Source organism: Streptomyces sp. NPDC047014 (genome assembly GCF_040644195.1).
Classification (GTDB): domain Bacteria; phylum Actinomycetota; class Actinomycetes; order Streptomycetales; family Streptomycetaceae; genus Streptomyces.
The window spans coordinates 24,834-50,953 of the sequence record NZ_JBEYVX010000012.1; the positions used below are offsets into that span (position 1 = coordinate 24,834).

Annotated in this window: 17 protein-coding genes, 1 tRNA gene and 1 riboswitch; of the genes, 17 read left to right on the plus strand and 1 reads right to left on the minus strand. The window is 74.3% G+C overall.

The window, feature by feature from the left end:
* Positions 1-2 precede the first annotated feature (2 nt).
* Positions 3-1,031 carry an adenosyl-hopene transferase HpnH gene (gene hpnH, locus ABZ873_RS10695; protein ID WP_360868335.1) on the plus strand — a complete coding sequence of 343 codons (1,029 nt, stop codon included), beginning with the start codon at positions 3-5 and terminating at the stop codon, positions 1,029-1,031.
* Positions 1,028-2,410 (plus strand): aspartate aminotransferase family protein, encoded by a 1,383-nt coding sequence (locus ABZ873_RS10700; protein ID WP_360868338.1) that lies wholly within the window; start codon positions 1,028-1,030, stop codon positions 2,408-2,410. Before hpnH ends, ABZ873_RS10700 begins: the two co-directional genes overlap by 4 nt.
* Before the next feature lie 39 nt (positions 2,411-2,449).
* On the opposite strand, the gene ABZ873_RS10705 is transcribed toward ABZ873_RS10700, so the two are convergent.
* A complete protein-coding gene (locus tag ABZ873_RS10705) occupies positions 2,450-3,241 on the minus strand; it encodes a tyrosine-protein phosphatase (RefSeq protein ID WP_360868341.1) in 792 nt (263 codons plus the stop codon).
* 282 nt (positions 3,242-3,523) lie between these two features.
* Positions 3,524-3,733: riboswitch (cyclic di-AMP (ydaO/yuaA leader) on the plus strand.
* 4 nt (positions 3,734-3,737) lie between these two features.
* Between ABZ873_RS10705 and ABZ873_RS10710 the strand changes: the two genes are divergently transcribed.
* From ABZ873_RS10710 to ABZ873_RS10780, 15 genes are all read left to right on the plus strand, one after another.
* Positions 3,738-4,718: a LysM peptidoglycan-binding domain-containing M23 family metallopeptidase gene (locus tag ABZ873_RS10710; protein WP_360868343.1), complete on the plus strand. Its 981-nt coding sequence runs from the start codon at positions 3,738-3,740 to the stop codon at positions 4,716-4,718.
* A gap of 163 nt (positions 4,719-4,881) precedes the next feature.
* Positions 4,882-5,667, plus strand: a complete 786-nt coding sequence (locus tag ABZ873_RS10715; RefSeq protein WP_360868346.1) for an SGNH/GDSL hydrolase family protein — start codon at positions 4,882-4,884, stop codon at positions 5,665-5,667.
* A gap of 134 nt (positions 5,668-5,801) precedes the next feature.
* Positions 5,802-7,004, plus strand: coding sequence for an MBL fold metallo-hydrolase (locus ABZ873_RS10720; RefSeq protein ID WP_360868348.1), 1,203 nt, complete (start codon positions 5,802-5,804; stop codon positions 7,002-7,004).
* A 191-nt stretch (positions 7,005-7,195) separates the two neighbouring features.
* Positions 7,196-8,770 (plus strand): ATP-binding protein, encoded by a 1,575-nt coding sequence (locus tag ABZ873_RS10725; protein ID WP_360868350.1) that lies wholly within the window; start codon positions 7,196-7,198, stop codon positions 8,768-8,770.
* Positions 8,771-8,772: 2 nt separating this feature from the next.
* On the plus strand, positions 8,773-9,195 hold the full coding sequence (locus ABZ873_RS10730; protein WP_360868547.1) for a roadblock/LC7 domain-containing protein: 423 nt from the start codon (positions 8,773-8,775) through the stop codon (positions 9,193-9,195).
* Positions 9,192-9,569, plus strand: coding sequence for a DUF742 domain-containing protein (locus ABZ873_RS10735; RefSeq protein ID WP_360868353.1), 378 nt, complete (start codon positions 9,192-9,194; stop codon positions 9,567-9,569). Before ABZ873_RS10730 ends, ABZ873_RS10735 begins: the two co-directional genes overlap by 4 nt.
* A gap of 97 nt (positions 9,570-9,666) precedes the next feature.
* Positions 9,667-10,029 (plus strand): MmcQ/YjbR family DNA-binding protein, encoded by a 363-nt coding sequence (locus ABZ873_RS10740; protein WP_360868356.1) that lies wholly within the window; start codon positions 9,667-9,669, stop codon positions 10,027-10,029.
* Positions 10,030-10,134: 105 nt separating this feature from the next.
* A tRNA-Pro gene (locus tag ABZ873_RS10745) sits at positions 10,135-10,208 on the plus strand.
* 328 nt (positions 10,209-10,536) lie between these two features.
* Complete coding sequence (locus ABZ873_RS10750; protein ID WP_360868359.1) at positions 10,537-11,796, plus strand: helix-turn-helix domain-containing protein; 1,260 nt, start codon at positions 10,537-10,539, stop codon at positions 11,794-11,796.
* A gap of 129 nt (positions 11,797-11,925) precedes the next feature.
* The gene (locus ABZ873_RS10755) at positions 11,926-12,420 is read left to right on the plus strand and encodes a cobalamin B12-binding domain-containing protein (protein ID WP_360868362.1); all 495 of its coding nucleotides are present in this window, start codon (positions 11,926-11,928) and stop codon (positions 12,418-12,420) included.
* Complete coding sequence (locus ABZ873_RS10760) at positions 12,417-13,820, plus strand: methylaspartate mutase (protein WP_360868365.1); 1,404 nt, start codon at positions 12,417-12,419, stop codon at positions 13,818-13,820. Before ABZ873_RS10755 ends, ABZ873_RS10760 begins: the two co-directional genes overlap by 4 nt.
* Positions 13,817-14,818 carry an asparagine synthetase A gene (locus tag ABZ873_RS10765; RefSeq protein WP_360868368.1) on the plus strand — a complete coding sequence of 334 codons (1,002 nt, stop codon included), beginning with the start codon at positions 13,817-13,819 and terminating at the stop codon, positions 14,816-14,818. Before ABZ873_RS10760 ends, ABZ873_RS10765 begins: the two co-directional genes overlap by 4 nt.
* Entirely contained in the window at positions 14,815-16,095 is a 1,281-nt protein-coding gene (locus ABZ873_RS10770; RefSeq protein ID WP_360868371.1) for a glutamate synthase-related protein, read from the plus strand. Before ABZ873_RS10765 ends, ABZ873_RS10770 begins: the two co-directional genes overlap by 4 nt.
* A 218-nt stretch (positions 16,096-16,313) precedes the next feature.
* Positions 16,314-21,062 carry an amino acid adenylation domain-containing protein gene (locus ABZ873_RS10775; protein WP_360868374.1) on the plus strand — a complete coding sequence of 1,583 codons (4,749 nt, stop codon included), beginning with the start codon at positions 16,314-16,316 and terminating at the stop codon, positions 21,060-21,062.
* A gap of 61 nt (positions 21,063-21,123) precedes the next feature.
* Positions 21,124-25,743 (plus strand): amino acid adenylation domain-containing protein, encoded by a 4,620-nt coding sequence (locus ABZ873_RS10780; RefSeq protein WP_360868377.1) that lies wholly within the window; start codon positions 21,124-21,126, stop codon positions 25,741-25,743.
* The last annotated feature ends 377 nt before the right edge of the window (positions 25,744-26,120 follow it).

The window sequence follows — 26,120 nt, forward strand, 5'->3', positions numbered from 1 at the left end:
AGATGGCCATGCCGCTGCGCCAGACCGTCAGGGTCGGGACCTATCTGCTCGAACAGAAGCTCCGCAAGCGGGAGAAGTTCCCGCTGATCGTCGAGCTGGAGCCGCTCTACGCCTGCAACCTGGCCTGCGAGGGCTGCGGGAAGATCCAGCACCCCGCCGGGGTGCTCAAGCAGCGCATGCCGGTGGCCCAGGCGGTCGGCGCGGTGCTGGAGTCCGGTGCCCCCATGGTGTCCATCGCGGGCGGCGAGCCCCTGATGCACCCGCAGATCCACGAGATCGTCCGGCAGTTGGTCGCCCGCCGGAAATACGTCTTCCTGTGCACCAACGCCATGCTGCTGCGCAAGAAGATCGAGAAGTTCACCCCCTCCCCGTATTTCGCCTTCGCCGTGCACATCGACGGACTGCGCGAACGCCACGACGAGTCCGTGGCCAAGGAAGGCGTCTTCGACGAGGCGGTCGCCGCCATCAAGGAGGCGAAGAAGCGCGGATTCCGGGTCACCACGAACTCCACCTTCTTCAACACCGACACCCCGCAGACCATCGTCGAGGTGCTGAACTACCTCAATGACGACCTCCAGGTCGACGAAATGATGATCTCGCCCGCCTACGCCTACGAAAAGGCCCCCGACCAGGAACACTTCCTGGGCGTCGAGCAGACCAGGGAACTCTTCCGCAAGGCATTCGCGGGCGGCAACCGGCGGCGCTGGCGGCTCAACCACTCCCCGCTCTTCCTGGACTTCCTGGAAGGAAAGGCCGATTTCCCCTGCACGGCCTGGGCCATTCCGAATTACTCCCTCTTCGGCTGGCAGCGCCCCTGCTACCTGATGAGCGACGGCTACGTCCCGACCTACCGCGAACTCGTCGAGGACACCGACTGGAGCAAATACGGCCGCGGAAAGGACCCCCGCTGCGCGAACTGCATGGCGCACTGCGGATACGAGCCCACCGCCGTCCTCGCCACCATGGGCTCCCTCAAGGAATCCCTGCGCGCCGCCCGTGAGACGGTCGGCGGCAAACGGGACCAGCGGTGACCGGCTTCGACCTCCGCGCCCTGCTCGACGAGCGCGGAGCCGAGCGGTACGAGCTGCACGCGCGCCACCTCAACCCGCAGCTGCCCCGGATGCTGCGCACCATCGGCTTCGACAAGGTCTACGAGCGGGCCGAGGGCGCCCACTTCTGGGACGCCGAGGGCAACGACCACCTCGACATGCTCGCCGGCTTCGGGGTGATGGGCCTGGGCCGCCACCACCCGGTGGTCCGCCAGGCGCTGCACGACGTCCTCGACGCCGGGCTGGCCGACCTCACCCGCTTCGACTGCCCGCCGCTGCCGGGGCTGCTCGCCGAGCGCCTGCTCTCGTACAGCCCCCACCTGGACCGGGTCTTCTTCGGCAACAGCGGCACCGAGGCGGTGGAGACCGCGCTCAAATTCGCCCGGTACGCCACCGGGCGGCCCCGGATCCTCTACTGCGACCACGCCTTCCACGGGCTCACCACCGGCTCCCTCTCGGTCAACGGCGAGAGCGGCTTCCGGGACGGCTTCGCGCCCCTGCTCCCCGACACCCGGATCGCCCTGGGCGATCTGGAGGCCCTGGAGCGGGAGCTGCGGCGCGGGGACGTGGCCGCCTTCGTCGTCGAGCCGATCCAGGGCAAGGGGGTGCTCGCCGCCCCGCCCGGCTTCCTGCGCGCGGCGCAGGAGCTGCTGCACCGGCACAAGGCCCTGCTGATCGCGGACGAGGTGCAGACCGGACTGGGACGGACCGGGGACTTCTACGCGTACCAGCATGAGCCGGGCGTGGAGCCGGACCTGGTCTGCGTGGCCAAGGCGCTCTCGGGCGGCTATGTGCCCGTCGGCGCGACCCTGGGCAAGGACTGGATCTTCAAGAAGGTCTACTCGTCCATGGACCGGGTCCTCGTGCACTCCGCGAGCTTCGGGTCCAACGCGCAGGCGATGGCGGCGGGGCTGGCGGTGCTGTCCGTCATGGACCAGGAGGGGCTGGTGGCCCGCGCCCGGACCACGGGCGACCTGCTGCGCGGGCGGCTGGCGGCGCTCGTGGACGAGTACGAGCTGCTGCACGAGGTGCGCGGCCGCGGGCTGATGATCGGCATCGAGTTCGGCCGGCCGTCCTCGCTGGGGCTGCGCGGCCGGTGGACCATGCTGCAGGCCGCCCGCAAGGGGCTGTTCGCGCAGATGGTGGTGGTGCCGCTGCTCCAGCGGCACCGGATCCTCACCCAGGTCTCCGGGGACCACCTGGAGGTGATCAAGCTGATCCCGCCGCTGGTCCTGGACGAGGCGGACGTGGACCGGTTCGTGGGCGCCTTCCGCGAGGTCATGGACGAGGCGCACGGCGGGTCGGGGCTGATGTGGGAGTTCGGCAGGACCCTGGTGAAGCAGGCCGTCGCGGCGCGCTGACGGCCTGCTCGCAGGGTCTTGGGGCGGGCGGCGGGGCCGTCAGTCGAGGAGGCGGTCCCGCAGCCGGTCCAGGGTTCCGGGGGTGAGCCCGAGGCCGTCCGCCAGGTACCGGTCCACCCCGCCCCAGAGCTCGTCGATGGTGTCGAAGGCGGCGAGCAGGTACGCGGCGCGGGCGTCGAAGAGCGGCGCGAGCAGTTCCATCACCTCGGCGGAGCGGGACTCGGCCGAGGCGGAGCTGCGGTGCACCCGGTAGCGGCGGTGCGGGGCGTTCGACTCCAGGTAGTCCGCGACGATCGCCTCGCGCTCGACCCGCAGGGCGAGGAGGACGACGGCGACGGACAGCCCGGCCCGGTCCTTGCCCGCCGCGCAGTGCAGGAGCGCGGGCACGCTGTCCTCGGCGAGGGCGTGCACCACCCGGCTGTGCTCGGCGGTGCGGTCGCGGACGATCCCCCGGTAGGACTCCGCCATCCGGGCCGCGGCCCGGCCCTCGCCGAGCAGCTCGCGCAGCTGGCCGAGGTCGCCGTCGCGGACGAGCCGCCAGAACTCGCGGCCGTCGGCGGGGTCGGAGAGCGGGATGTTGAGGTTGCGCACCCCGGGCAGGGCGATGTCCGGGCCTTCCAGCGCGTGGTCGGCGTCGTTGCGGAAGTCGAAGACGGTGTGCAGGCCGAGCGAGGACAGGAACTCCGCATCGGTTTCGGTGGCATGCGCCAGATGTCCGCTTCGGAAGAGTCGTCCCGGCGTGACCCTTCGGCCATCAGAAGTCGGCAATCCGCCTACATCGCGGAAATTGCGCACTCCGGTCAGTTCCGGTTCCTGTATCTGCTGGGTCACGGGAACTCCTCCGCATCGCCGTGGGGCGTCTGTCCGAATTGCGGTCTTTGGTGTCAACTTGCCATGTCCGGAGGCGAGATCGGGCCCGTCCCCGTGAGCCAGATCATACGGTGACGGTGCGTGCCTGATCGCCAAGGCCGAATGGCCCGGTCGGGGCGGCTGTTGACGGTACGGAATGGACGCAGGGTGACCGTGATTCCGACGGCCGTTCATTCCTGGTATTCCGTCAGCGAATTCGCGGCTTGTTCCCCGCCGCCGAAAGGGATTACCTTCGCGATCGATCCGGGCGGACCGCCGAATCCTGCCACCACCCGGAAACCGCAACCGAACCATTCGCGCGGCAGGAGCGGGGGAACCAGGTAGGCCGCCGTCCCGGAGATCCATTTCTCCGGTGCCGGCTCGGGGTGAAGCCGTCCATGTCCTCGTACAGGAACGGCCGGACATCTCCAGTCCGAACCCGACAGCTCACCTCGCAGGCGCCGGAGAGGAATCCGCCATGCCTGCAAAGGGCAAGCACCGCCGTCCCAAGTCCCTTTCGATCTCCCGCGGATTCGCGTTCGCCGGTACCGGCGGTGCGGCCCTCGCGCTGCCCCTGACGGTGACCGCGGGCGCCCACGCGGCGGTCGCCCCGGCGGTCGCTCCGGCCGTCGCCCCCGCCGCGGCCCCCGCCGCTCCGGTCAGCGCCGCTCCCGTCGCCGCCGCTCCCGTCCAGGCCGCCGCGCCGTCCTCCTACACCGTCGTGTCCGGCGACTGCCTCTCCGCGATCGCCGCCGAGCGCGGTCTGGCCGGCGGCTGGCAGCGGCTCTACGCCGACAACCGCGAGGCCGTCGGCTCCGACCCCTCCCTGATCCACCCGGGCCTGCGGCTGAACCTCGGCGGCCGGGCCGCTGCGGCTCCGGCCGAGGAGGCCCCGGCCCCGGCGCAGCGCAGCGCCCAGCGGAGCGCGCCGCAGGCGGCCCCGAAGGCGGCCCCGAAGGCCGCGCCGAAGAGCGCTCCCCAGGCCGCTCCGAAGGCCGCCGCCCCGAAGCGGGCCGCCGAGCAGGCCCCCGCCGCTCCGGCCGCCCCCGCCGCCGGTGGCTTCGTCGCCCCGGTCAGCGGTGGCGTCTCCACCGCCTACAAGACCGCGGGCGCCATGTGGTCCTCCGGCTACCACACCGGCGTGGACTTCATCGCGAGCTCCGGCACCACCGTCAAGGCCGTCGGCGCCGGCACCGTCGTCTCCGCCGGCTGGAGCGGTTCGTACGGCAACGAGGTCGTCATCCGGCACGCGGACGGCAAGTACTCCCAGTACGCCCACCTGTCCCAGCTGTCCGTCTCCTCCGGGCAGAGCGTCACCGCCGGCCAGAGCATCGGCCTCTCCGGCTCCACCGGCAACTCGACCGGCCCCCACCTGCACTTCGAGATCCGTACGAGCCCGTCCTACGGCTCCGACATGGACCCGATCGCCTACCTCCGCTCGAAGGGCGCCAGCCTCTGACGGCAGCCGCCGCCGGAGCACCGACACGCGTGGGGCCGGGACCCGAGGGGGGTCCCGGCCCCACGTGTACTTATTCCTTATACCTCGCGTGGTATAGATCACGGCCCGTCAACCCCTCATTACGTTGGCGTAGGTTGCTCACGGGAGTGAAGGATGGGTTCTCGTGGCAGCGACGACGACGAAACTCAAGACCATCGGCTCGTACGCGGCGATCGGGGACAGCTTCACCGAAGGCGTGGGGGACCCGGGACCCGGGGATTCCTTTCTCGGCTGGGCGGACCGGCTCGCCGTACTCCTGGCCGACCAGCGCGAGGAGCACGACTTCCGCTACGCGAATCTGGCCGTACGGGGCAAACTCCTCGACCAGATCGTGGCCGACCAGCTCCCGAGGGCCAAGGCCCTCGCCCCGGACCTGGTCACCTTCTGCGCGGGCGGCAACGACATCATCCGCCCCGGCAGCGACCCGGACCACGTGGCGGAGCGCTTCGAGGCGGCCGTGGCCGATCTCACCGGAGCCGTCGGCCACGTGATGATCACCACCGGTTTCGACACCCGGTACGTGCCCGTCCTCAAGCACCTCCGCGGCAAGGTCGCGACGTACAGCGCGCACGTGCGCGCCATCGCCGACCGCTACGACTGCCCGGTGCTCGACCTCTGGTCGCTGAGGTCCGTACAGGACCGGCGCGCCTGGGACACCGACCGGCTGCACCTCTCGCCCGAGGGACACACCAGGGTCGCTCTGCGCGCCGCGCAGGTGCTCGGGCTCGACGTGCCGGCCGACCCGGACCAGCCGTGGCCGCCGGAGCGGCCGCGCGGCTCGGTGGACGTGACCCGGGACAACATCCAGTGGGCCCGCGAGCACCTGGTGCCGTGGATCGGGCGGCGGCTGCGCGGGGAGTCCTCCGGTGACCACATCGCGGCGAAGCGGCCGGACCTGCTGCCGCTGTAGCGGACGGGTACGCGGGGTGACGGGGGAGGTGTACGGGGGCTGCGGGGGCCGGGGTGGAATCCTTCGGGGCCGGTGTGCGTTGGCATGGTCGTAGCGCTGTGTACAGCACCGACACCATCCTCCCTGGAGGCGCCTTGACCGGCTCCCGTCCCCTGCGTCCGCGGCTGCGCGCCCTGCGGCCCGAAGCCTTCGGCGCGGACCCCGCAGGCGCCCGGCTGGAGCGCATCCGCCGCTCGCCGAACTTCGCCGACGGCGTCTTCCAGAACCCGGTCGGTGCCCGCAGCAGGCCCACGGGGTCGATGACGGAGTTCGCGAAGATCTACTTCCACCGGGAGCAGCGGATCCGGCGCGGCCCGGCCGCGCCCATCCCCGTGCACCCGACCACCCTCGCCGACCTGGCCGGGCCGCCCGCGAGCGGGCTGCGGCTGACCTGGATGGGGCACTCCAGCGTCCTCGCCGAGATCGACGGCAGCCGGGTCCTGTTCGACCCGGTCTGGGGCGACCGCTGCTCTCCCTTCCCCTTCGCGGGGCCCAAGCGGCTGCACCCCGTACCGGTGCCGCTGGCCTCGCTGGGCGCCGTGGACGTGGTGGTCATCTCGCACGACCACTACGACCACCTCGACCTGCCGACGATCAAGCAGCTGGCCGGGACGGACACCGTCTTCGCCGTCCCGCTGGGCGTCGGCGCGCACCTGGAGCGCTGGGGCGTGCCCGCCCACCGGCTGCGCGAGCTCGACTGGAACGAGAGCACCGAGGTCGCCGGGCTCACCCTCACCGCGACCCCGGCCCGGCACTTCTGCGGCCGCGGCCTGCGCAACCAGCAGCACACCCTGTGGGCCTCCTGGGTGGTCGCGGGAGCCGAGCACCGGATCTACCACAGCGGCGACACCGGGTACTTCCCCGGCTTCAAGGAGATCGGCGCCGCGCACGGCCCCTTCGACGCCACGATGATCCAGATCGGGGCCTACTCGGAGTACTGGCCCGATATCCACATGACCCCCGAGGAGGGCATGCGCGCCCACCTCGACCTCCAGGGCGGCACCCCGCACGGCACGATGCTGCCGATCCACTGGGGCACCTTCAACCTCGCCCTGCACCCGTGGGACGAGCCGGGCGAGGGCACGCTCGCGGCGGCCGAGGGCGCCGGGGCGGGTGTCGCGCTGCCGATCCCGGGCCAGCCCTTCGAGCCCGGCGCGGCCGGGGCTCCGCGCGAGCCCTGGTGGCGGCCGTTCGTGGCGGGCGGCACCACGCCCGCGCTGCCCCCGGCGACCCGCCCGGGGGTTCCGGAGCGGCCCGCGGCGGTGGGGCGGGAGGAGACCGAGGCCGTCGGTTCGTAGCGGGCGCGGGGGTGTGACGGGCGTATTCGGGCGGGCGTACGAGCGCTCCACCGGGAGCGGGAAGCAGGCCCGCGAAGTTCACCAACTCGCGGTCCGGGGCGCTGAAATGGGGTCTAGCGTGGGTATCCGGTGATCAACACCGGGCCCCGGGAACGCTGGGGGCCGGGCCCCACGTACCGAGGACGCCCCCCATGTCCGGACTCCGCGCCGCCCGCCACACCCCGTCGAGACTCCCCGCCACCGGTCCCGCCCGGCAGACAAGGCCCCTGCTGGTACGCGCCGCCCTCCTGCCCACGCTCGCCGCCGGGCTCAGCGGCGCGGCCGCGGTGATCTTCACCCTCCAGCTCGGCGGGGGCGCGGGCGCGCGCGACCCCCGGCTCTGGCCGGTGCTCGGCGGCTGCGCCCTGCTCTTCGTCGCCGCCCTCGCCGCGGCCCTGCTCGGCGCCCAGCGCGCCGCCAAGGCCGTACGGGACCGCTGCGAGGCCCTGCGCCGCTCCAGCGTGCGCGGCCGCGAGGAGCTGAGCGCAGCCGCGGGCCGGCTGGAGCGCGGGGAGGCCCCCGCCCGGCCGATCCGGGGCGGCCCGAACACGCCGCTGCCCGGGGGAGATCCGGCCGGGGTGGACGAGTTCTGGCTGCTCGCGCAGGAACTGCGCGGCGCCCGCGAACAGGCCCACACCACCCTCGTACGGCTGGCCGCGCCGGCCCCGCCCGGCGACAGCGAACGCACGGTGGAGGTCTTCGTCAACCTCGCGCGCAGGCTCCAGTCCCTCGTGCACCGGGAGATCGCGCTGCTGGACGAGCTGGAGCACACGGTGGAGGACCCCGATCTGCTGCGGGAGCTCTTCCGGGTGGACCACCTCGCGACGCGGATCCGCCGCCACGCGGAGAACCTGGCGGTGCTCGGGGGCGCCGCCTCACGGCGGCAGTGGACGCGGCCGATCGAACTCGGCGAGGTGCTGCGCTCGGCGGTGGCCGAGGTGGAGCAGTACCCGCGCGTGAAGGTGGTGCCGCCTGCGGGTGGCAGCGTACGGGGCCACGCGGTGGCGGACGTGGTCCACCTGCTGGCCGAACTCGTGGAGAACGCGACGGTGTTCTCGGCGCCCGACACCGATGTGGTGCTGCGGGCGGAACGGGTCACGGCGGGGATCGCGGTGGAGGTGGAGGACCGGGGCCTGGGCATGCCGCCGGAGGAGCAGCACCGTATGAACGCCCTCCTGGCCGACCCGGACGGCTCGACCGCCCGAAGCCTGCTGACGGACGGCCGCATCGGCCTGTTCGTGGCCTCGGCCCTGGCACGGCGGCACGGCATCGCGGTGGAGCTCAAGTCGAACATCTACGGGGGTGTGGTGGCGGTCCTGGTGCTCCCGCGCGCCCTGCTGGGCGCGGAGCCGGGGCGCGCCGCGTCCGGCCCGGACCGGGTGGTGGCTCCGGCGGGGGCGCGGTGGGCATCGGCGGTGCCTGTTCCCGTTCCTGCGCCTGTGCCCGTTCCTGCGCCTGTGCCTGTGCCCGCGCCTGTGCCTGCGCCTGTGTCTGGGTCCGGTCCGAGGCCGACTCCGTACGCTGTGCCGGCGCCCCGTTCGGGAGCGGAGCCCGGGGCGGGGGGTGCGGTCGCTGACAGCGAGCCGCGGCTCAGCCTGTACCCCGCATTCGGCGCCCCGGCCGGGTCGGCGGGGTTCACCGAGCCGGAGGCTCCCGTGCATGAGGCCGGGCTCATGGCCGCCTTCCAGCGGGGGTTCGGGCAGGCGCAGGGGGAGGGGTCGGCATGAGCATGCACCCCGGTGGGGCCGCCGCGCAGAGCGATCTCGACTGGCTGCTCGGGGGGCTCGTGCAGCGGGTGCCGTTCACGCGGAGTGCCGTGCTGCTGAGCGCCGACGGGCTGGTGACCTGCGTACACGGCATGGAGGCGGGCGACGCCGACCATCTGGCCGCCCTCGCCGCCGGGCTGTTCTCGCTCGGGCGGAGCGCCGGGTCCCGGTTCGGGGCCGGTGCGGACGTGCGGCAGGTCGTGGTCGAGCTGGACACCGCGCTTGTTTTCGTTTCCGCGGCCGGCTCCGGCACCTGCCTGGCAGTTCTGGCCGACCGCGAGGCCGACGCCGGAGTGCTCGGGTACGAGATGGCGACGCTGGTCAGGAGCGTGCGGCCGTACCTCGCCGTCCCGCCCCGGCGGTCCGCCGCCGACGCGGAGCGATGAGGGCCGCCGCGCGGGACACCCCGTGGCTGGACGAGGCCGCGGGGCGGGTGACGCGCCCGTACACCGCCAGCGGCGGGCGTACCCGGCCCGGCGTCGCCCTCGACCCCGGCTGTGCCGTGGTGGTGACGGGTGTGCGCCCGGCCGCTCCGCTCGGCCCGGAGCACGCCCTCGTCCTGCGCGTGTGCGCCGGTGCGGCCACCGTCCCGGTGGCCGAGGTGGCCCGGCGGCTGCGGCTGCCCGGCGCCGTGGCGCAGGTGCTGATCTCCGACCTGGTGCAATCCGGGGCCCTGACGGCGGCGCGGACCCGGCCCCTGCCCGCCGACGATCACTCCCTGCTCCTCGCCGTGCTCGACGGTCTGCGCCGACGGCTGTGACACCGCTGCCGCCGTGTCCCGGCGGCGAGGCCCGGCGCGGGCTACCGTCGGCCCAGGAGTACGCACGCACCGCCCGCCGCGGCGAAGGGAGCCCGGGATGGCCACGACCGCGCAGGACGTCCGCCGGATCGCACTGTCACTGCCCGACAGCACCGAAAAACCGGCCTGGGGCATGCCGACCTTCCGCGTCGGGGGCAAGATCTTCGCCTCGCTGGCCGACGACGACACCTCGATCGGGGTGAAATGCCCCAAGGAGGAGCGGGCCGAGCTGATCGCGGCGGAGCCGGAGAAGTTCTTCGTACGGCCCGGCCACGACGACAACTACGCCTGGATCCGGGTCCGCCTGGCGGCCCTCCGCGACACGGCCGAGCTGCGGTCGATCCTGGCCGACTCCTGGCGCCAGGCCGCCCCGAAACGCCTGGCAGCGGCCCACCCGGAGCTCGCCGCCGAGCCCGGCTGACCGCCCCGGCCGCGCCTGGCGGGAAAGGTGCGCGCGACCACCCGCCGAAATGCGGTATCGTTCTCATGCACGTTCGCCCGGGGGAAACCCCAGGTCAGCGGGCATCGGGACGTGGCGCAGCTTGGTAGCGCACTTGACTGGGGGTCAAGGGGTCGCAGGTTCAAATCCTGTCGTCCCGACTCGTAAGAGTCGCAGTTCAGAGGCCGTATCGGAAACATCCGATACGGCCTCTGTCCGTTTTCCGGGGCCGGCATGCGGGACTCGCGGTGCGCCCCGGCCGCACGAGGCTCCAGGCGGGTGCGGCGTCGGATGGCGTCCCTGCCGGTCGACCCCTGCCTCGTGGTTGGTGATCGGTCGTTGATCCGGTGTAGAGGGCGGGGCTGGAGGATTCGGGTGAGGGGAGGACGGGGCCGGGGTTACCGCCAGGGTCTCGTTCTCGGTGGGGCCGTTCATGGGCGGTCGCCAGGCTCCCCGGTACTTGGCCAACCCACGGAAGGTGGACGAGGCATGGACGGTGTTCAGGTGCTGCATGCGACGGCGGGCTTCGGCGAGCTGCTCAGGATCCGGCGGGAGCGGGTCGGGCTGACCCAGCAGGTGCTCGCCGATCACGCGACCCTCAGCGTCCGCGCGATCCGGGACATGGAGAGCGGGCGGGTGCAGCGGCCCCGGCAGGAGACCGTGCGGCTGCTGGCCGACGCGCTGCGGCTGGAGGGGCGCAGCCGGGCGGACTTCGAGGCCGCCGCCCGCCGGCAGGTGCTCGTGGAGGAGCCGCGCGAGGACGGGCCGACCGCGCCGCCCGTCGCCCGGGGCGCCATCGTCGGCCGGGACCTGGAGAGCGAGGTGCTGGCCGACGCCCTCGCCGTGCACGGGGACCGGCTGATCACCGTGGCCGGGCTGGGCGGGGTCGGCAAGACCCGCCTGGTCCTGGAGGTGGCCCGGCGGCTGCACCTCGGGTTCCGGTGGTCGGTGCGGTGGATCGACTGCGCCCGGCAGCCGCCCGCCGCACCCGACCGCCGCGCCGACCTCGCCCGCAGCATCGGAGAGCGGCCCACGCTGCTGGTCCTGGACGGGGCCGACGCCGGGGTGGACACCGCCCTGCTGGACGAGCTGTTCCACCGCTGCCCCGGCCTGCGCGTCCTGGTCACCGCTCGCGTGCCGCAGCCGCTGCCCGGCGGGCAGTTGATCCCGCTCGCGCCGTTGCCCGTGCCGGGGGCGGAGCTCGACCATGATCCGGTGGCGCTGGCCGAGGTGGGTGCCGTACGGCTGCTGCTCGCGCACCTGCGCCGGCTGCGGCCGGGGTTCCGGCTGGGGCCCGAGGAGGCGCCCGCCGTCGCCGCGCTCTGCCGCCAACTGGACGGATTGCCGAGTGCGTTGGAGCTGGTCGCGGGCTGGTCCACCGTACTGTCCCCGCGCCAGCTGGTGGCGCGGCTGGCCGACGGCCCGTTCCCCCTGACGCCCCCGCCCGCCGGCTACGGCGGCCGGGCCGACGTGGGCGCCGCGCTGCGGGCCGCCCTGGAGCGGCTGACGCTCGGGCAGCGCGATCTGCTGGAACGGCTCGCCGCGAGACCGGGGGACTGGTCGGGCGAGGACGCCGTCGAGCTGAGCGGGCGGCCGCCGCAGGAGTGCCTGGCGGCGGTGCACGAACTGCTCGCGAGCGGGCTGATCCGCAGTGTCCCGGCCCGCGACGGGGTCCGGTTCACCGTGCTGAACCTCTGCCGGCGGCTGTGCGGGAACGGCGTGTACGTGCGGCTGGCGGCGGCTAGCTGAACCCCGGCGCTCCGGAGGCGCCGCGCCGGACTGCCCGCATCCTGCCGGGCGACCTGCCGGTCCGGTGCGCGGATCGTTCCTAGCGTTCTGTCCACGTCCCACCACCTACCGACACAGAGGGTTAGCGCCGTGGAGCAGCATGCCGTGGAGCAGCACGGAAAGGCCGAGCCGGCCGGTCTGGACGTCGTCGTGACGACCATGGCCTCGGACTCGCACACCTGGAACCTGGTCTTCCTCCAGCTGCTGCTGGAGGAGCTGGGCCACCGGGTCACCAACCTGGGCGCCTGCGTGCCGGACGAGCTGCTGGTCGCCGAATGCCGCCGGATCGCCCCGGACCTGATCGTGCTGAGCAGCGTCAACGGGCACGGCTTCCACGACGGGCTGCGCGTGATCGCGGAACTGCGCGCCTGCCCCGAGCTGGCCCGGACCCCGGCCGTGATCGGCGGGAAGCTGGGCATCGCCGGTACGGGCACCCCGGCGCGGCAGCACCGGCTGCTGAGCGCGGGCTTCGACGGGGTGTTCGAGGAGGGCGGATCCGTGCTGGAGTTCCAGTCCTTCCTCGGATCCCTGCCCGCCGGGACCGGCGCCCGGGCGCTGCCCGCCGGATCGAAGGTGCTGCTGTGAGCGGCCTCGCGGGCGCCGCCGCGTACGCCGCCCCCGCCCTCCCCGACGCCGGCTTCGGGGCCTTCGTCGCCCGCGCCCGCGCCGCCGGAACGCTCGTGGTCCAGCCCCGGATGGGCATGGCCGACCCGCTGCGGATGCGCGAGGGCCTGCTCGCCACCCGGGAGGCGGACGCCGTCACCGTCGGCACCCTCACCCTCGACAGCTACACCCGTACGAACGACCTCGCGGCCGCCCGCACCGCCCTCGCCGAAGGGGTCGGCCTCAACGGCTACCCGATCGCCACCCACCCCGCCGAGGTCACCCGGGCCGTGCTGCACGGGGTCGCGGGCGTGGGCTTCCCCGTCCAGGTCCGGCACGGGTCCGCGATGCCCGAGCACATCATCCGCGCCCTGCTCGCCGTCGGGCTGGACGCCACCGAGGGCGGCCCGGTCTCGTACTGCCTGCCCTACAGCCGGACCCCGCTGCGCGAGGCCGTCGAGCACTGGCGGCGCAGCTGTGAACTACTGGCCGCCACAGCCGAGTTCGGGGCGGCGCCGCATCTGGAGACCTTCGGCGGCTGTCTGATGGGCCAGCTCTGCCCGCCCAGCCTGCTGATCGCGGTCAGTGTGCTGGAGGCGCTGTTCTTCCGCCAGCACGGGCTGCGCTCCCTCTCCCTCAGCTACGCCCAGCAGGCCGACCCGCGCCAGGACGAGGAGGCCCTGACCGTCCTCGGGCGGCTGGCCGCCGAGCTGCTGGGCGACGTCGACCACCACATCGTGCTCTACGCCTACATGGGCGTCTTCCCGCGCTCCCCGGGCGGGGCCCGGCTGCTGCTGGAGGACGCGGCCCGGCTCGCGGTCCGCGCCGGGGCCGCCCGGCTGATCGTGAAGACCACCGCCGAGGCCCACCGGATCCCGACCGTCGGGGAGAACGTACGGGCCCTGGAGACGGCCGCCGCTGCCGCCGGAGCCGAGCGCTCCCGTACGGCGCCGGGCGCGCTGCCCGCCGTACCGGACACCGGGATCGAGGCGGAGGCGCGGGCGCTGATCGGCGCCGTGCTGGAGCTGGACCCGGACGTCGGCCGGGCGCTGGTCCGGGCCTTCGCCGCGGGCTACCTGGACGTCCCCTACTGCCTGCACCCCGACAACGCCGGGCGGACCCGCACCTCGCTCGCGCCCGACGGGCGGCTGCTCTGGTCGAGCGTCGGGTCCATGCCGATCGCGGGTCTCGCCGACGACGGCCCGCGCTCGCGCCCGCCCATCCTCGGCTCGGCCGGGCTGCTCTCCGCGCTCTCCCACGTCCAGCGCACCTACGACACCCGCGCCGCCGGACTCCCGGCCGTCGCCGCCGGCACCGCCCCGCTCCTGGAACCCCGTACGAAGCCCACGCCATCACGAGAGTTGGGACTGACCACACCATGACCACCGACGGCCCCACCGCCCCCGCGACCCTGCCGGACCCCGGTCGCCACCTGACCGCCCCGAGCACGCGCAGCGCCCTGCGGATCCAGCACCAACTGCTGTTCGCCGCGCGCGAGTTCCTGCGCGGCAAGGGCTTCACGGAGCTGCTGCCGCCGATCATCGGGCCCGTCACCGATCCCGGCTCGCGCGGCTCCAAGCAGGTCGACATCGACTTCTACGGGCACCGCTACAAGCTGATGACGAGCGCCATCCTCTACAAGCAGGCTTCGCTGCTCGCCTTCGACAAGATCTTCTGCATCGCCCCCAACGTCCGCCTGGAGCCGCTGGAGACCGCTGGGACCAGCCGCCACCTCGCGGAGTTCCACCAGCTGGACGTGGAGGTCGCGGGCGCCTCCCGGGACGACGCCGTCCGGCTGGTGGAGGAGCTGGTGGTGCACATGGTGGAGAGCGCGGTCCGCGAGCTGCCCAAGGAGTTCGCCGAACTCGGCCGCGACGTCGACGCGTTCACGGAACTGCTCAAGGGCTCCTTCGGCCGGATGCGGCACGCGGAGGCCGTCACCGAGCTCCAGGGCATCGGCCACCCGCAGAGCCCGGACGCCGAACTCGACTGGGCAGGCGAGGCGTTGCTCTCCGGACGCCGCGACCGGCCGTTCTTCGTCACCGACTACCCGAAGGGCTCGCGCGGCTTCTACGACCGCGAGAACCCCGGACACCTCGGCCTGCTCATGAACTTCGACCTGATCGCGGCCGAGGGCTACGGCGAGCTGTGCAGCGGCAGCCAGCGCACCAACGACTACGCGGAGATCGTCACCCGGATGCGGGAGACCGGCGAGAACCCGCAGAAGTACCGCTGGTACCTGGACCTCGTCCGCGAGGGCGTGCCCGGCAGCGCCGGCTTCGGCATCGGCGTCGAGCGGCTGACCCGCTACGTCACCGGGCTCGACGCCGTCTGGCAGGCGAGCGCCTTCCCCAAGCTGGCCGGGGTGGTGTCCCCGTGAGCGACCTGTCCGCGCCCGGCTTCCCCGAGGAGGAGGTCCGCCACCGCGCCCGCGCCGGGACCGCCGCCGCCTTCCCCCCGCCGGGGGACTACGGCCGGGTCCTGTACGGTGCCGACGGCCGTCCGGCCGGGGTGCGGGAGGGGCTGGACGCGCTCGATGCGCTGGACGCGCTGCGGATCGTCCCGCCCGTGCTGATGCCGCAGCGGCTCGCCCGGCTGATCGACCTCGGCCGCGAGCCGGACTACCGCGATGTCGAACTGGCCACCGCGATCGGCGGGTTCACCTCCTCGCTGCCCGTGTACGTATCGGCGCTCGGTTCCACCCGGGCGGCCGGCGGGGACCTCGGCCTGGCGCTCAGCCGCCAGGCGGGCGCGCTCGGCCTGCCGATGGTGATCGGGGAGAACGTCGTCCCGGTCAACGGCTACGGCCGGCTCGGCGAGGACGCCGACCGGGCCCTCCTCGGCCGGCTGCGCGCCTACACCGCCGAGCTGCCGGACGGGCGCGGCGGGGTCGCCGTACAGCAGTCCACCGAGGACGCCGACGCCGAGGTGTGGAACCTCGTCTACAGCGACCCGGCGGCGCTGCCGCTGCTGGAGTCCGGACGGCTGGCCTTCGAGCTGAAACTCGGCCAGGGGGCCAAGCCGGGCCTCGGCGGGATGACCGTACTGGACGCGGAGGCCGCGGCCCGGCTCGGTGACCGCTACGGGCTGGACGAGGTCTTCGGGGACGGGCGGGTGCTGCGCTCCAGTACGCCCGGCACGTTCACGGCGGAGATCCTGCGCCAGCAGATCCGGCTGATGCGCAACAACTTCCCCCGGGCCCGGGTCTGGGTGAAGCTCCACCCCGGCCGGGATGTCGCGGAAGCCGCCCGGGTGGCCGCCGAGGCGGGCGCGGACGCCGTCACCGTGGACGGGGCCGAGGGCGGTACGGGCTGGGCGCCCGGGGCCTTCCCGGCCCAGGTGGGCCTGCCGCTGGCCGAGTGCCTGCGCCGGCTGGCCGCGGCGGGGCCGCCGCCCTGCCTGCTGGTCTCCGGGCGGATGTGGGAGGGCGGCCGGGCGGTGAAGAGCCTGGCGCTCGGCGCCCGTGCGGTGGGCCTGGGCCGTGCGGCCCTGCTGGCCGTGGCCGAGGACCCGGGGGAGGGGCTGACCCGGTTCACGGAATGCCTCGCGCTGGAAATGCGGCTGCTGATCAGCGCCCTCGGGAAATACGCGCCCGCTGCTCTGGACGCGGATGACGTCTGGTCCCCGGAATTCCCCGGGGCCGTTCCGGAGCGGTGAGCGGGAGGACTTTCCGTATTCCTGCCGGCAGCCCGCCGGGATGCCTTCTCGCGTCCTGGCGGGCTGCTTTGTCGTTCCCCCGGTGAGCGCGGACGATGCTGGTGGGAGCGGCAGTTGAAACTGCCGATCGGCTTCCGGGACTTCTGCCGATCGGGCCGGGAATTCCGCCCTATCGTCGAAATCGACCACCCGCAGCGTCGTTAATTCATCGGGGTTGGATGATGGAATCTCGCGATGTCCCCTTCATATCCGTCGCACGCCGGTTCCCGGACCGCCCGGCCCTCAGGCTCGGCGGCCGGACCGTCGACTACCGGGAGCTGGACGAGCTGAGCGGCGCCCTCGCCGCCCGGATCGCCCCCGGCCGGACCCTGGCCGTCACCGGCCGGGACCGGCTCGACCACGTGGTCGGCCTGCTGGCCGCCCTCCGCGCCGGCGCCACCTATCTGCCGCTGGACCGGGAGGCGCCCGAGGAGCGCAACCACTGGATCCGGACGGATGCCGGGGCCACCCTCGACTACACCGACGGGGTGCTGCACGGGGCCGACGGATCCGGGGCGGAGGGGGCCGACAGTCCGGGGGCCGAGGGCGCCGACGCCCTCGCCGGAGCAGCGCGCGAGTCGGCCGCGGGATACCTCATCTACACCTCGGGCACCACCGGCCGCCCCAAGGGCGTGCACGTCCCCCTGACCGCGCTGGCCGGTCATCTGGCCGCCGCCGTCGACTGCTTCGGCCTCACCGAGGACGACGTGGTCCTGCACTTCGCCCGCCCGACGGTGGACGTGGCCGTGGAGCAGGTGCTCACCGCCCTCTCCGCCGGTGCCTGTGTCCTCGTAGCGGAAGAGCAACTGCTCAGCCCTGTGGCCCTGTTGGGGCTGATGGACGCCGAGGGTGTCACCGTGGCCAATCTGGCCGCCGGGTACTTCCAGGAGGTCGTGGCCGCGCTGCGCGAGGACGTCGGACCGCCGCGTGCCCTGCGCCTGATGATCTCCGGCAGTGACCGGCTCTACCCGGACGCCGCCGCCGGCTGGTGGGCCGCCACCGGCGTGCCCCTGCTCAACGCCTACGGGCCCACCGAGACCGTCATCACCGCCACCGTCCACGAGCTGGCCGGACCGGTCGCCGGGGACGGGGACAGCGTGCCCATTGGCCGCCCGCTCGGTGACCGGCGCGTCTACGTCCTGGACGAGCGGCTGCGGCCGGTGGCGCCCGGCGAGCCCGGCGAGCTCTACCTCGGCGGGCCGCTGCTGGCCTCCGGCTACCACGGCCGCCCGGCCCTGACCGCCGGACGCTTCCTCGCGGACCCCTTCGCCGCCGAGCCCGGCGCGCGGATGTACCGCACCGGGGACGTGGTCCGGCGCGCGGGGACCTACGCCGCGCTGGAGTTCGTCGGCCGCGCCGACCACCAGGTGAAGATCCGCGGCTTCCGGGTCGAGCCCGGCGAGATCGAGCAGGTGCTCACCGGCCACCCCGGCGTCACCGCCGCGGTGGTCGTGGCCCGCGAGGGGCGGCTCGCCGCCTATGTGACCGGCGAGGCCCCCGACTGCGCCGCCCTGCGCGCCCACCTGGCCGGGAAGCTGCCCGAGCACATGGTCCCGGCGACCGTCACCGCGCTCGACGCCTTCCCGCTGACCGCCGGGGGCAAGGTCGACCGGGCCGCGCTGCCCGAGCCGCAGGCCGCGCCCGCGCCCGCCGCCCGGCGCCGTCCGCCGCGCACCCCCGCCGAGCAGCTGATCGCCGCCGTATGGGCCGACGTACTCGGGGTGCCCGAGGTGAGCGCCGACGACAACTTCTTCCACCTGGGCGGGGATTCCCTCACCGCCGTGCGCGTGGTCGGCCGCGTCTTCGACGTCTTCGGGATGATCTCGCCCTACACCATCTTCGACGCGCCGACCCTCGCCGAGTTCGCCGCCGCCGTCACCGCCGCCTCCGACAGTGGGGAACGCCCCGCGCTGGAGCCCACCGGAGCCACCGCGGCCCCGCTCGCGCACTTCCAGCGCGGCCTGTGGTTCCTGGACCAGTGGAATCCGGGCGCGCCGACCTACATCGTGCCCTGGGTGTTCCGCTTCGCCGGGCCCGTGGACCCGGAGCTCCTGCGTCGCGCCCTGGCCGGGGTGGTCGACCGGCACGGGGCCCTGCGTACCACCTTCGAACTGGGCGAGGACGGGCCCCGGCAGGTGGTCCACCCCGCCGTGGAGCTGCCGTTCACCGTGCTGGAGACCTCGCCCGAGGCCGTGGACGGGCTGCTCGCCGAGGCCGCGCTGGTCCCCTTCGACCTGGAGGACGGCCCGCTGGTCCGCGCCCACCTCTACCGGACCGGCGCCACCTCCACCCTGTTGCTGCTCTGCCACCACATCGTCTGGGACGAGGGCTCGCTGCCCGTCCTGGAGGGCGAACTGGCCGCCCTGTACGAGGCGCTGGCCGCCGGCCGCCCGGCCGTCCTGCCCGAACTGCCCGTCCAGTACGCCGACTACAGCGCCTGGCAGCACCGCGACGACACCGCCGAACGGCAGCTCGGCCACTGGCGCGAGCACCTGCGTGACGCGCCCACCGAGCCCGTCCTGCCCACCGACCGCCCCCGCCCCGAACTCCAGGCGTTCCGCGGGGCCTTCCACCGCTTCGCGATGCCCCGCCCGGTGGCCGAGGCCGTCCGGGAGCTGGCCCGCAGCGAGGACGCCACCCCGTTCATGGTGCTGCTCGCCGGGCTCGCGCTCACCCTGCACCGGCGCACCGGCCGCCGTGACATGGTGCTCGGCTCCCCGGTGAGCGTCCGGGGCCGCGCCGAACTCGACGCGCTGATCGGCTACTTCGTCAATCTGCTGCCGCTGCGGGTCCGTATCGAGGAGGGCATGGACTTCCGTGAACTGGTGCGGCACGTACGGGAGGTGGCGATCAGCGGCTACCGGCACCAGGAGGCGCCCTTCGACGCCATCGCGGGCGCCGTCATGGAGGAGCGGCCCGACGACCGCACCGACGACCGCAACCCCCTGTGCCAGGTGCTGCTGGAACTGCACCCGCTGGACAGCCGGCCGCTGAGCATCGGCGGCACCGAGGTCACCCGGGAGCTGCACTCCAACCCGGTCTCCCGCTTCGACCTGTCGATCTCCGTGGACGACCGGGGCACCGACTTCACCGGCCGCTTCGAATACGACTCCGACCTCTTCGACCCCGCCACCATGGCCGGGCTGTGCGAGGCGTGGCTCGGCACGCTCGCCGCCGCCGTCGACGCCCCCGTGCACACCCTCTTCGAGGACCGGGCCGCCCGCGATCCCCGCGCCCCGGCCCTGGTCAGCGGCGAGGACCGGCTCGACTACGGCACGCTGAACGAGCGCGCCAACCGCCTCGCCCACCACCTCGGCGCCCTCGGTATCGGCGGCGGGGACACCGTCGCCGTCCTCGTCGCCCGCGGACCGGACCTGGTGACCGCCTTGCTCGCCGCCCTCAAGGCAGGCGCCGCCTACACCCTGCTCGACCCGGACTTCCCGGCCGCACGCCTGGCCGGCGCGGCCGCCGACAGCGGGGCCGCCCTGCTGATCACCCACCGCGACAGCGGCCCGCCGTTCCCCGTGAGCCGGCACCTCGACCTGGACACCGAGGCCGCGGCCATCGCCGCCCGGCCCGGCCACGACCCGGGCCTGCCGGTCCGCGGCACCGACCTCGCCTGCGTGATGTTCACCTCCGGCTCCACCGGCCGCCCCAAGGGGGTCGCCGTCCCGCACCGCGCCCTCACCAGCACCTACCTCGGCCAGGACTACGCCCGCTTCGGGCCCGACGAGGTCTGGCTGCAGTGCTCCCCGGTCTCCTGGGACGCCTTCGCCCTGGAGCTGTACGGGGCCCTCGCCTTCGGCGGGGTGTGCGTGCTCCAGCCCGGCCAGCGGCCCGACCCGCAGGCCATCACGGAACTCACCCGCCGCCACGGCGTCACCCAACTCCAGCTCTCCGCAAGCCTGTTCAACTTCCTGCTGGAGGAGTTCCCGGAGACCTACGACGACCTCCGCGTGGCCTTCACCGCCGGGGAGCGGGCCTCCGTCACCCATGTCGGCGCCGCGCTCGGACAGTACCCGGAGCTGGTCGTCGCCAACGGCTACGGCCCCGTCGAAAGCCTCGGCCTCACCACCTGCCACCGCGCCACCCGCGAGGACGCCGCCGGCGGCTCCATCCCGATCGGGCGGCCGCTGCACGGCAAGGCCGTCCACGTCCTGGACGAGGAGCTGCGGCCCGTCCCGGACGGCACCACCGGTGAGCTGTACGCGGCCGGAAGCGGGCTCGCCCTCGGCTACCTCGGCCGGCCCGCGCTGACCGCCGAACGCTTCGTCGCCTCCCCGTTCGGCCCGCCCGGGGAGCGGCTGTACCGCACCGGGGACCTCGGCCACCGCACGGAGGCGGGGGTACTGGAGATCACCGGGCGGATCGACGACCAGATCAAGGTCCGCGGCTTCCGGGTGGAGCCCGGGGAGATCGAGGACGCGCTCACCCGCCACCCGTCGGTGGGGGAGGCCGCCGTCACCGTGTACGAGCCCGCCCCGGGCGATCGCCGGCTCGCCGCCTACGTCACCGCGAAGGCCGGGGCGCCCGCGCCCGATCCGGACGCGCTGCTCGACCACCTGGCCGGGGAGCTGCCCGAGCACATGGTGCCCGCCACCCTGGACGTCCTGGCCGCGCTGCCGCTCAACCCCAACGGCAAGGCCGACCGCCGGGCCCTGCCCGCTCCGGCCGAGCGCCCCGAGGCCGCCGCGGCCGATCCGCTCACCCCGGACCAGCGGCTGGTGGCCGACGCCGTCCGGGCCGTGCTCAGCCTGGCCGACGACCTCGGACCCGATACCAACTTCTTCCGGATCGGCGGCAATTCGCTGGCCGCCGTACGGGTCGCCATGCGGCTCTCCCAGCAGACCGGCACCCGGGTCCCGCCGCAGGTGGTCTTCCGCGGCCGGACCGTCGGCGCCATCGCCGAACGGCTGGTCTCCCGATGACCCGGATCCCGGCCCGCAGGCCCGCCAGTCCACCCGCCGCCCGACCGAAGGGAACGAGGCCGTGAGCCCGTCCGCCGCCGACCTGCCCGCCGCCCCGGCCCGTACGACCGCCGAACGCTCCGCCCCGGACCGTACGATCGCCGGGCCCGGCGCCCCGGACCGTACGACTGCCGAGCCCGCGGGGGCCGACCGTACGGCCGCCGAGCCCGGCGCCGGCGTCCGTACGGCCGCCGAGCCCGGCGTCGGCGTCCGTACCGCGCCGGTCTCCGGGCTCCAGCGCGGGCTGTGGTTCCTCGACCGCTGGAACCCGCAGGCCGCCACCTACACCACCCCCTGGACCTACGAGGTCACCGGCCCGCTCGACCTCGCCCTGCTCCAGCGGGCCCTGGACGGGGTCACCGCCCGGCACGAGGCCCTGCGTACCACCTTCGCCCTGCACCCCGACGGCCCCCGCCAGCACATCCACCCCGGCCTCACCGTGCCGCTCGCCGTCACCGACCTCCGCGCACTGCCCGAGGAGCACCGGGCCGACCGCGCCGAACAGCTCCTCGCGGAACGCGCCGCCGTCCCCTTCGACCTGGCCGCCGGCCCGCTGCTGCGCGCCGAGGCGTTCCGGTTCGCGGAGGACCGTACGACCCTCCTCCTCGTGGTCCACCACATCATCTGGGACGGCTGGTCGGCCGAGCTCTTCGAGCGCGAACTCACCGAGCACTACCGGGCGTCGGCCGAGGGGCGGGCCCCCGTGCTGCCGGAGCTCACCCTCCAGTACGCCGAGTGGGCCGAGGAGGAGCGCCACACCTCCTACGAGGAGCACCTCACCCACTGGAAGCAGGCCCTCGACGGGGCCCCCGCCCTGCTGGAACTGCCCGGCGACCGGCCCCGGCCCGCCGAGAGCAGCCAGCGCGGCGCCACCGAGCCCTTCGGCCTCGCCCCCGGTACGGCGGCCCGGGTGCGGGCCCTCGCGGAGGAGGAGGGCGTCACCCCGTTCACCGTGCAACTCGCCGCCTTCGCGCTGCTGATGGGCCGCTGGACCGGGGCGGACGACCTGCTCGTCGGCACCCCCGTCACCACCCGCAACCGGCCCGAACTGGGCGACCTGCTCGGCTACTTCGTCAATCTGCTGCCCCTGCGCGTCCGGCTCGCCCCGGCCGCCACTTTCCGTGCGCTGCTCGGCGAGATCCAGGACGGCGCCTTCGACGCCTTCGGCTACCTCGACCTGCCCTTCGACCAGCTCATCGACGCCCTCGGCACCCCCCGCACCCCGCAGCATCCGCCCCTGGTGCAGGTCGTCTTCGGCGCCCACACCGAGGACCGCGCGCCGCTCGAACTCGGTCCCGCCACCCGCGCGGAGCGCACCGTACGCGCCAACGGCACCAGCAAGTTCGACCTCACCTGGTCCGTCTTCGAGGACGTCGACGGCGGCGAACTGCGCGGCGAGGCCGAATACAGCGGGGACCTCTTCGACGCGGGCACCGTGCGCCGGCTCGCCGCCGACTACGCCGGTCTGCTGGACGCGGCCCTCACCGACCCCGACGCCACCGTCCTGCGGCTCACCGCCGCCGGACCGCCGCACCGGCCCGCCCGGCTCGACCCCGGACACCGCCTGCACCAGCTCTTCGAACGGGCCGCCGACACCTACGGCGACCGGCCCGCCGTGAGCGACGGCGGCGGCACGATCGGCTACGCCGAACTCGACCGCCGCGCCAACCGGCTGGCCCACACCCTCATCGCCCGCGGGGTGCGCCCCGGCGACCGGGTCGGGCTGCTGCTGGAGCGCACCGCCGCCGTGCCCGCCGCGATCCTGGCCGTGCTCAAGACCGGCGCCGCCTACGTGCCCGTCGACCTGGCCGCCCCGGCCGACCGGGCCGCCCTGGTCTTCGGGGACACCGCCGTGAGCGTGGTCCTGACCGACCGGCCCGACCGCGCCCCGGACGGGCCCTGGCAGACCCTCGACCTCGCCGCCCGCGCGGAGGAGATCGCCGCGCGGCCGGACACCCGGCCCGCCGTCGCCGGTGAGGCAGGAGATCTCGCCTACCTCATCTTCACCTCCGGCTCCACCGGCCGCCCCAAGGGCGTCGCCGTCGCCCACGAGCACGTCAGCCGTCTCCTGGACTCCGGGCGGGAACACTTCGGCTTTGGCCCGGACACCGTCTGGACCCTCTTCCACAGCTACGCCTTCGACTGGACGGTCTGGGAGCTGTGGGGCGCCCTGCTGCACGGCGGCCGGCTCGTCGTCGTCCCGCACCTCACCAGCCGCTCGCCCGAGGAGTTCGCCGGACTGCTCGACGCGGAGGCCGTCACCCACCTCTGCCTGACCCCCTCGGCCCTGCGCCAGCTCGAACCGGCCCTGCGCCGCCGCCCGCGGGCCCTGCCCGCACTGCGGTGGATCATGCTCGGCGGGGAGGCGCTGGACCCGGGGGTGGTGCAGCGCTGGCACGAGCTGGACCCGCTGCCGCCGGCCCGGCTCTGCAACCTGTACGGCATCACCGAGACCACCGTCCACGTCACCCTGCACGATGTCGCCGCAGGCGGTGCGGGCTTCGCGCGCAGCCTCGTCGGCGAACCGATGCCGCACCTCACCGCGCTGGTCCTGGACGACTGGCTGCGGCCCTGCCCGCCCGGGGTCCCCGGCGAGCTGTACATCGGCGGCGGGAGTCTCGCGTACGGCTACTGGGGGCGCCCCGGGCTCACCGCGGGCCGCTTCGTCGCGGACCCGTACGGGCCGCCCGGCGCCCGGCTGTACCGGACCGGGGACGTCGCCAAGCGGCTGCCCGGCGGCGGGATGGAGTACGTCGGGCGCGCGGACTTCCAGGTCAAGCTGCGCGGCTTCCGGATCGAGCTCGGGGAGATCGAGAACGCCGTCGCCGCGCACCCGGAGGTGGACGCCTGCGTGGTCACCGTCCACGACGACCGGCTCGCCGCGTACGTCACCGGGCGGGCCCCGGCCGGGCCGGAGGACCTGCGGGCCTTCCTCGGCCGCACCCTGCCCGAGTACATGATCCCCGCGAGCGTGACCGTACTGGAGGCCCTGCCGCTCACCGTCAACGGCAAGGTCGACCGGGCCGCGCTGCCCGACCCCGACCGGACGGCGCCCGCGGCGGTGGGCCGGCATGTGGAACCGCGGACCCCGGAGGAGGAGCTGTTCGCCGCGGTGTGGACGGACGTGCTCGGGGTGGACGGGATCGGGGTGCACGAGGACTTCTTCCACCTCGGCGGGGACTCCATCCGCGCCGTACAGCTCGCGGGCGCCCTGCACGACCGCGGCTGGGAGGTCAGCCTCCGCGACGTCTTCAACGCGCCCACCGTCGCCGAACTGCTGCCGCTGGCCCGGCCGGTGGCCGCCGACCCGGGCGCGGAACGGCCGTTCGCGCTGATCGCGGAGGAGGACCGGGCGGAGCTGCCGCCGGGGATCACCGACGCCTATCCGATGGTGTCGATGCAGCTCTCCATGGTCTTCCACATGGAGGTCGCGGGCGGCACCGACAGCTACCACAACGTCAACTCCTACCGGATCACCGGGGACTTCGACGAAACGGCCTTCCGGCGCTCGGTGGCGGAGGCCATGGCCCGGCACGCGGTACTGCGCACCGGCCTGGACCTCTCCGGCTACGGCGAACCGCTCCAGCTCGTCCACGGCACGCTGCCCGCGCCGGTGGAGTGCGCGGATCTGCGGGGCGCGGGCGGGGAGGAGCAGGACGCGGCGGTCCGGGCGGTGTTCGCGCACCACCGGGACCGGCCCTTCGACCTGGCCGAGCCGCCGCTGTTCCGGATCACCGTGCAGCGGCTGGCCGACGACGCCTTCCAGCTGACCGTCTCCGAGCACCACGCCATCCTCGACGGCTGGAGCTTCACCTCCCTGCTCACCGAGATCCTGGAACGGCACAGCGCGCTGGCCGCCGACCCGGCCTCGGCGCCGGTGCCGCCGCCGCGCACCGCGTTCCGCGACTTCGTCGCCGTGGAGCGGGCGGCGGCCGCCGATCCGGACTCCCTGGCCTACTGGCAGCGGCGGCTGGAGGGGGCCACCTGGCAGCTGTGGCCCGGCAGCGAGGAGGTCCACGAGCTGCCGCGCACGGTGGAACGGGTGCTGCCGGACGCGCCCGGACAGCTGCGGGCGGTGGCGGACGCGCTCGGCGTACCGGTGAAGTCGGTGGCGCTCGCCGCGCACCTGCACGCGCTCGCCCGGATCACCGGGCGCCGGCGGGTCACGACCGGGCTGGCGATGAACGGGCGGCTGGAGCGGCTGGGCGGCACGGAGGTGTACGGGCTGTTCCTCAACACGGTGCCGATGGTGGCGGAGCCGGACGCGGGGGATCTGGCGGCGCTGGTACGGCATGTGCACCGCGAGGAGCTGGACATGATGCCGCACCGGCGGGTGCCGTTCGCGCGGCTGGCGCGGATGATGGCCGACACGGCGCTGGACAGCCAGTTCGGCTACCTGCGCTTCCACGCGCTGGGCCGGCTGAGCGCGGCCCGCATCGAGGACGGCCGCATCGGCTCGGAGCCGACGCTGCGCCACGAGCCGAACAGCTTCACCTTCGGCGCCTCCCTGATCCAGGACCCGGTCACGCAGCGCGTCCTGCTGGCGGTGGACCACCAGCGGGCCCTGGTGGACGACGCGACGGCGGAAGCCTTCATGGACGCGTACGAGCAGGCACTGACCAGCCTGGCGTCGACACTTTGAGCCGCGCCGACGCGGGCGGGGCCGGGCCCTCTGGCCTCCGGCTGCGGGGGCCCGCCCCGCCGCCCCGGCCTCGGGGCCGGTACGGTCCCGGCCCGGCGGCCGACGCCCGGCCTCGGGCGCGCGCGTCCCGGCCGCCTGGCCTCCCGGCCGGGGTGGGCCCGGCCTTCCGGCCCAGGCTCCGGGGCGGCGGCCTACGGCCTGCGGCGGTGCCCGGCCCGGTGGTACGGCCTCGCGGCCGGTGCCCGGCCTGGGGCGGGCGGCGCGGCCGACTGGCCTTCCGGCCAGTGCGGTCCGGCCTGGCGGCCCGGTGGCAGGTGCGGCTCGGCCTGGCCGGTACCGCCTGGCGGTGGGCGGCCCGGACCTCTGGCGCACCGGCC

Excerpts from the sequence above, each read along its gene's own strand:
- ABZ873_RS10735 (WP_360868353.1), top strand. The coding sequence starts at position 9,192 with ATGAGGGCCGCCGCGCGGGACACCCCGTGGCTGGACGAGGCCGCGGGG.
- hpnH (WP_360868335.1), top strand. The coding sequence starts at position 3 with ATGGCCATGCCGCTGCGCCAGACCGTCAGGGTCGGGACCTATCTGCTC.
- ABZ873_RS10740 (WP_360868356.1), top strand. The coding sequence starts at position 9,667 with ATGGCCACGACCGCGCAGGACGTCCGCCGGATCGCACTGTCACTGCCC.
- ABZ873_RS10725 (WP_360868350.1), top strand. The coding sequence starts at position 7,196 with ATGTCCGGACTCCGCGCCGCCCGCCACACCCCGTCGAGACTCCCCGCC.
- ABZ873_RS10765 (WP_360868368.1), top strand. The coding sequence starts at position 13,817 with ATGACCACCGACGGCCCCACCGCCCCCGCGACCCTGCCGGACCCCGGT.
- ABZ873_RS10710 (WP_360868343.1), top strand. The coding sequence starts at position 3,738 with ATGCCTGCAAAGGGCAAGCACCGCCGTCCCAAGTCCCTTTCGATCTCC.
- ABZ873_RS10775 (WP_360868374.1), top strand. The coding sequence starts at position 16,314 with ATGATGGAATCTCGCGATGTCCCCTTCATATCCGTCGCACGCCGGTTC.
- ABZ873_RS10730 (WP_360868547.1), top strand. The coding sequence starts at position 8,773 with ATGCACCCCGGTGGGGCCGCCGCGCAGAGCGATCTCGACTGGCTGCTC.
- ABZ873_RS10750 (WP_360868359.1), top strand. The coding sequence starts at position 10,537 with ATGGACGGTGTTCAGGTGCTGCATGCGACGGCGGGCTTCGGCGAGCTG.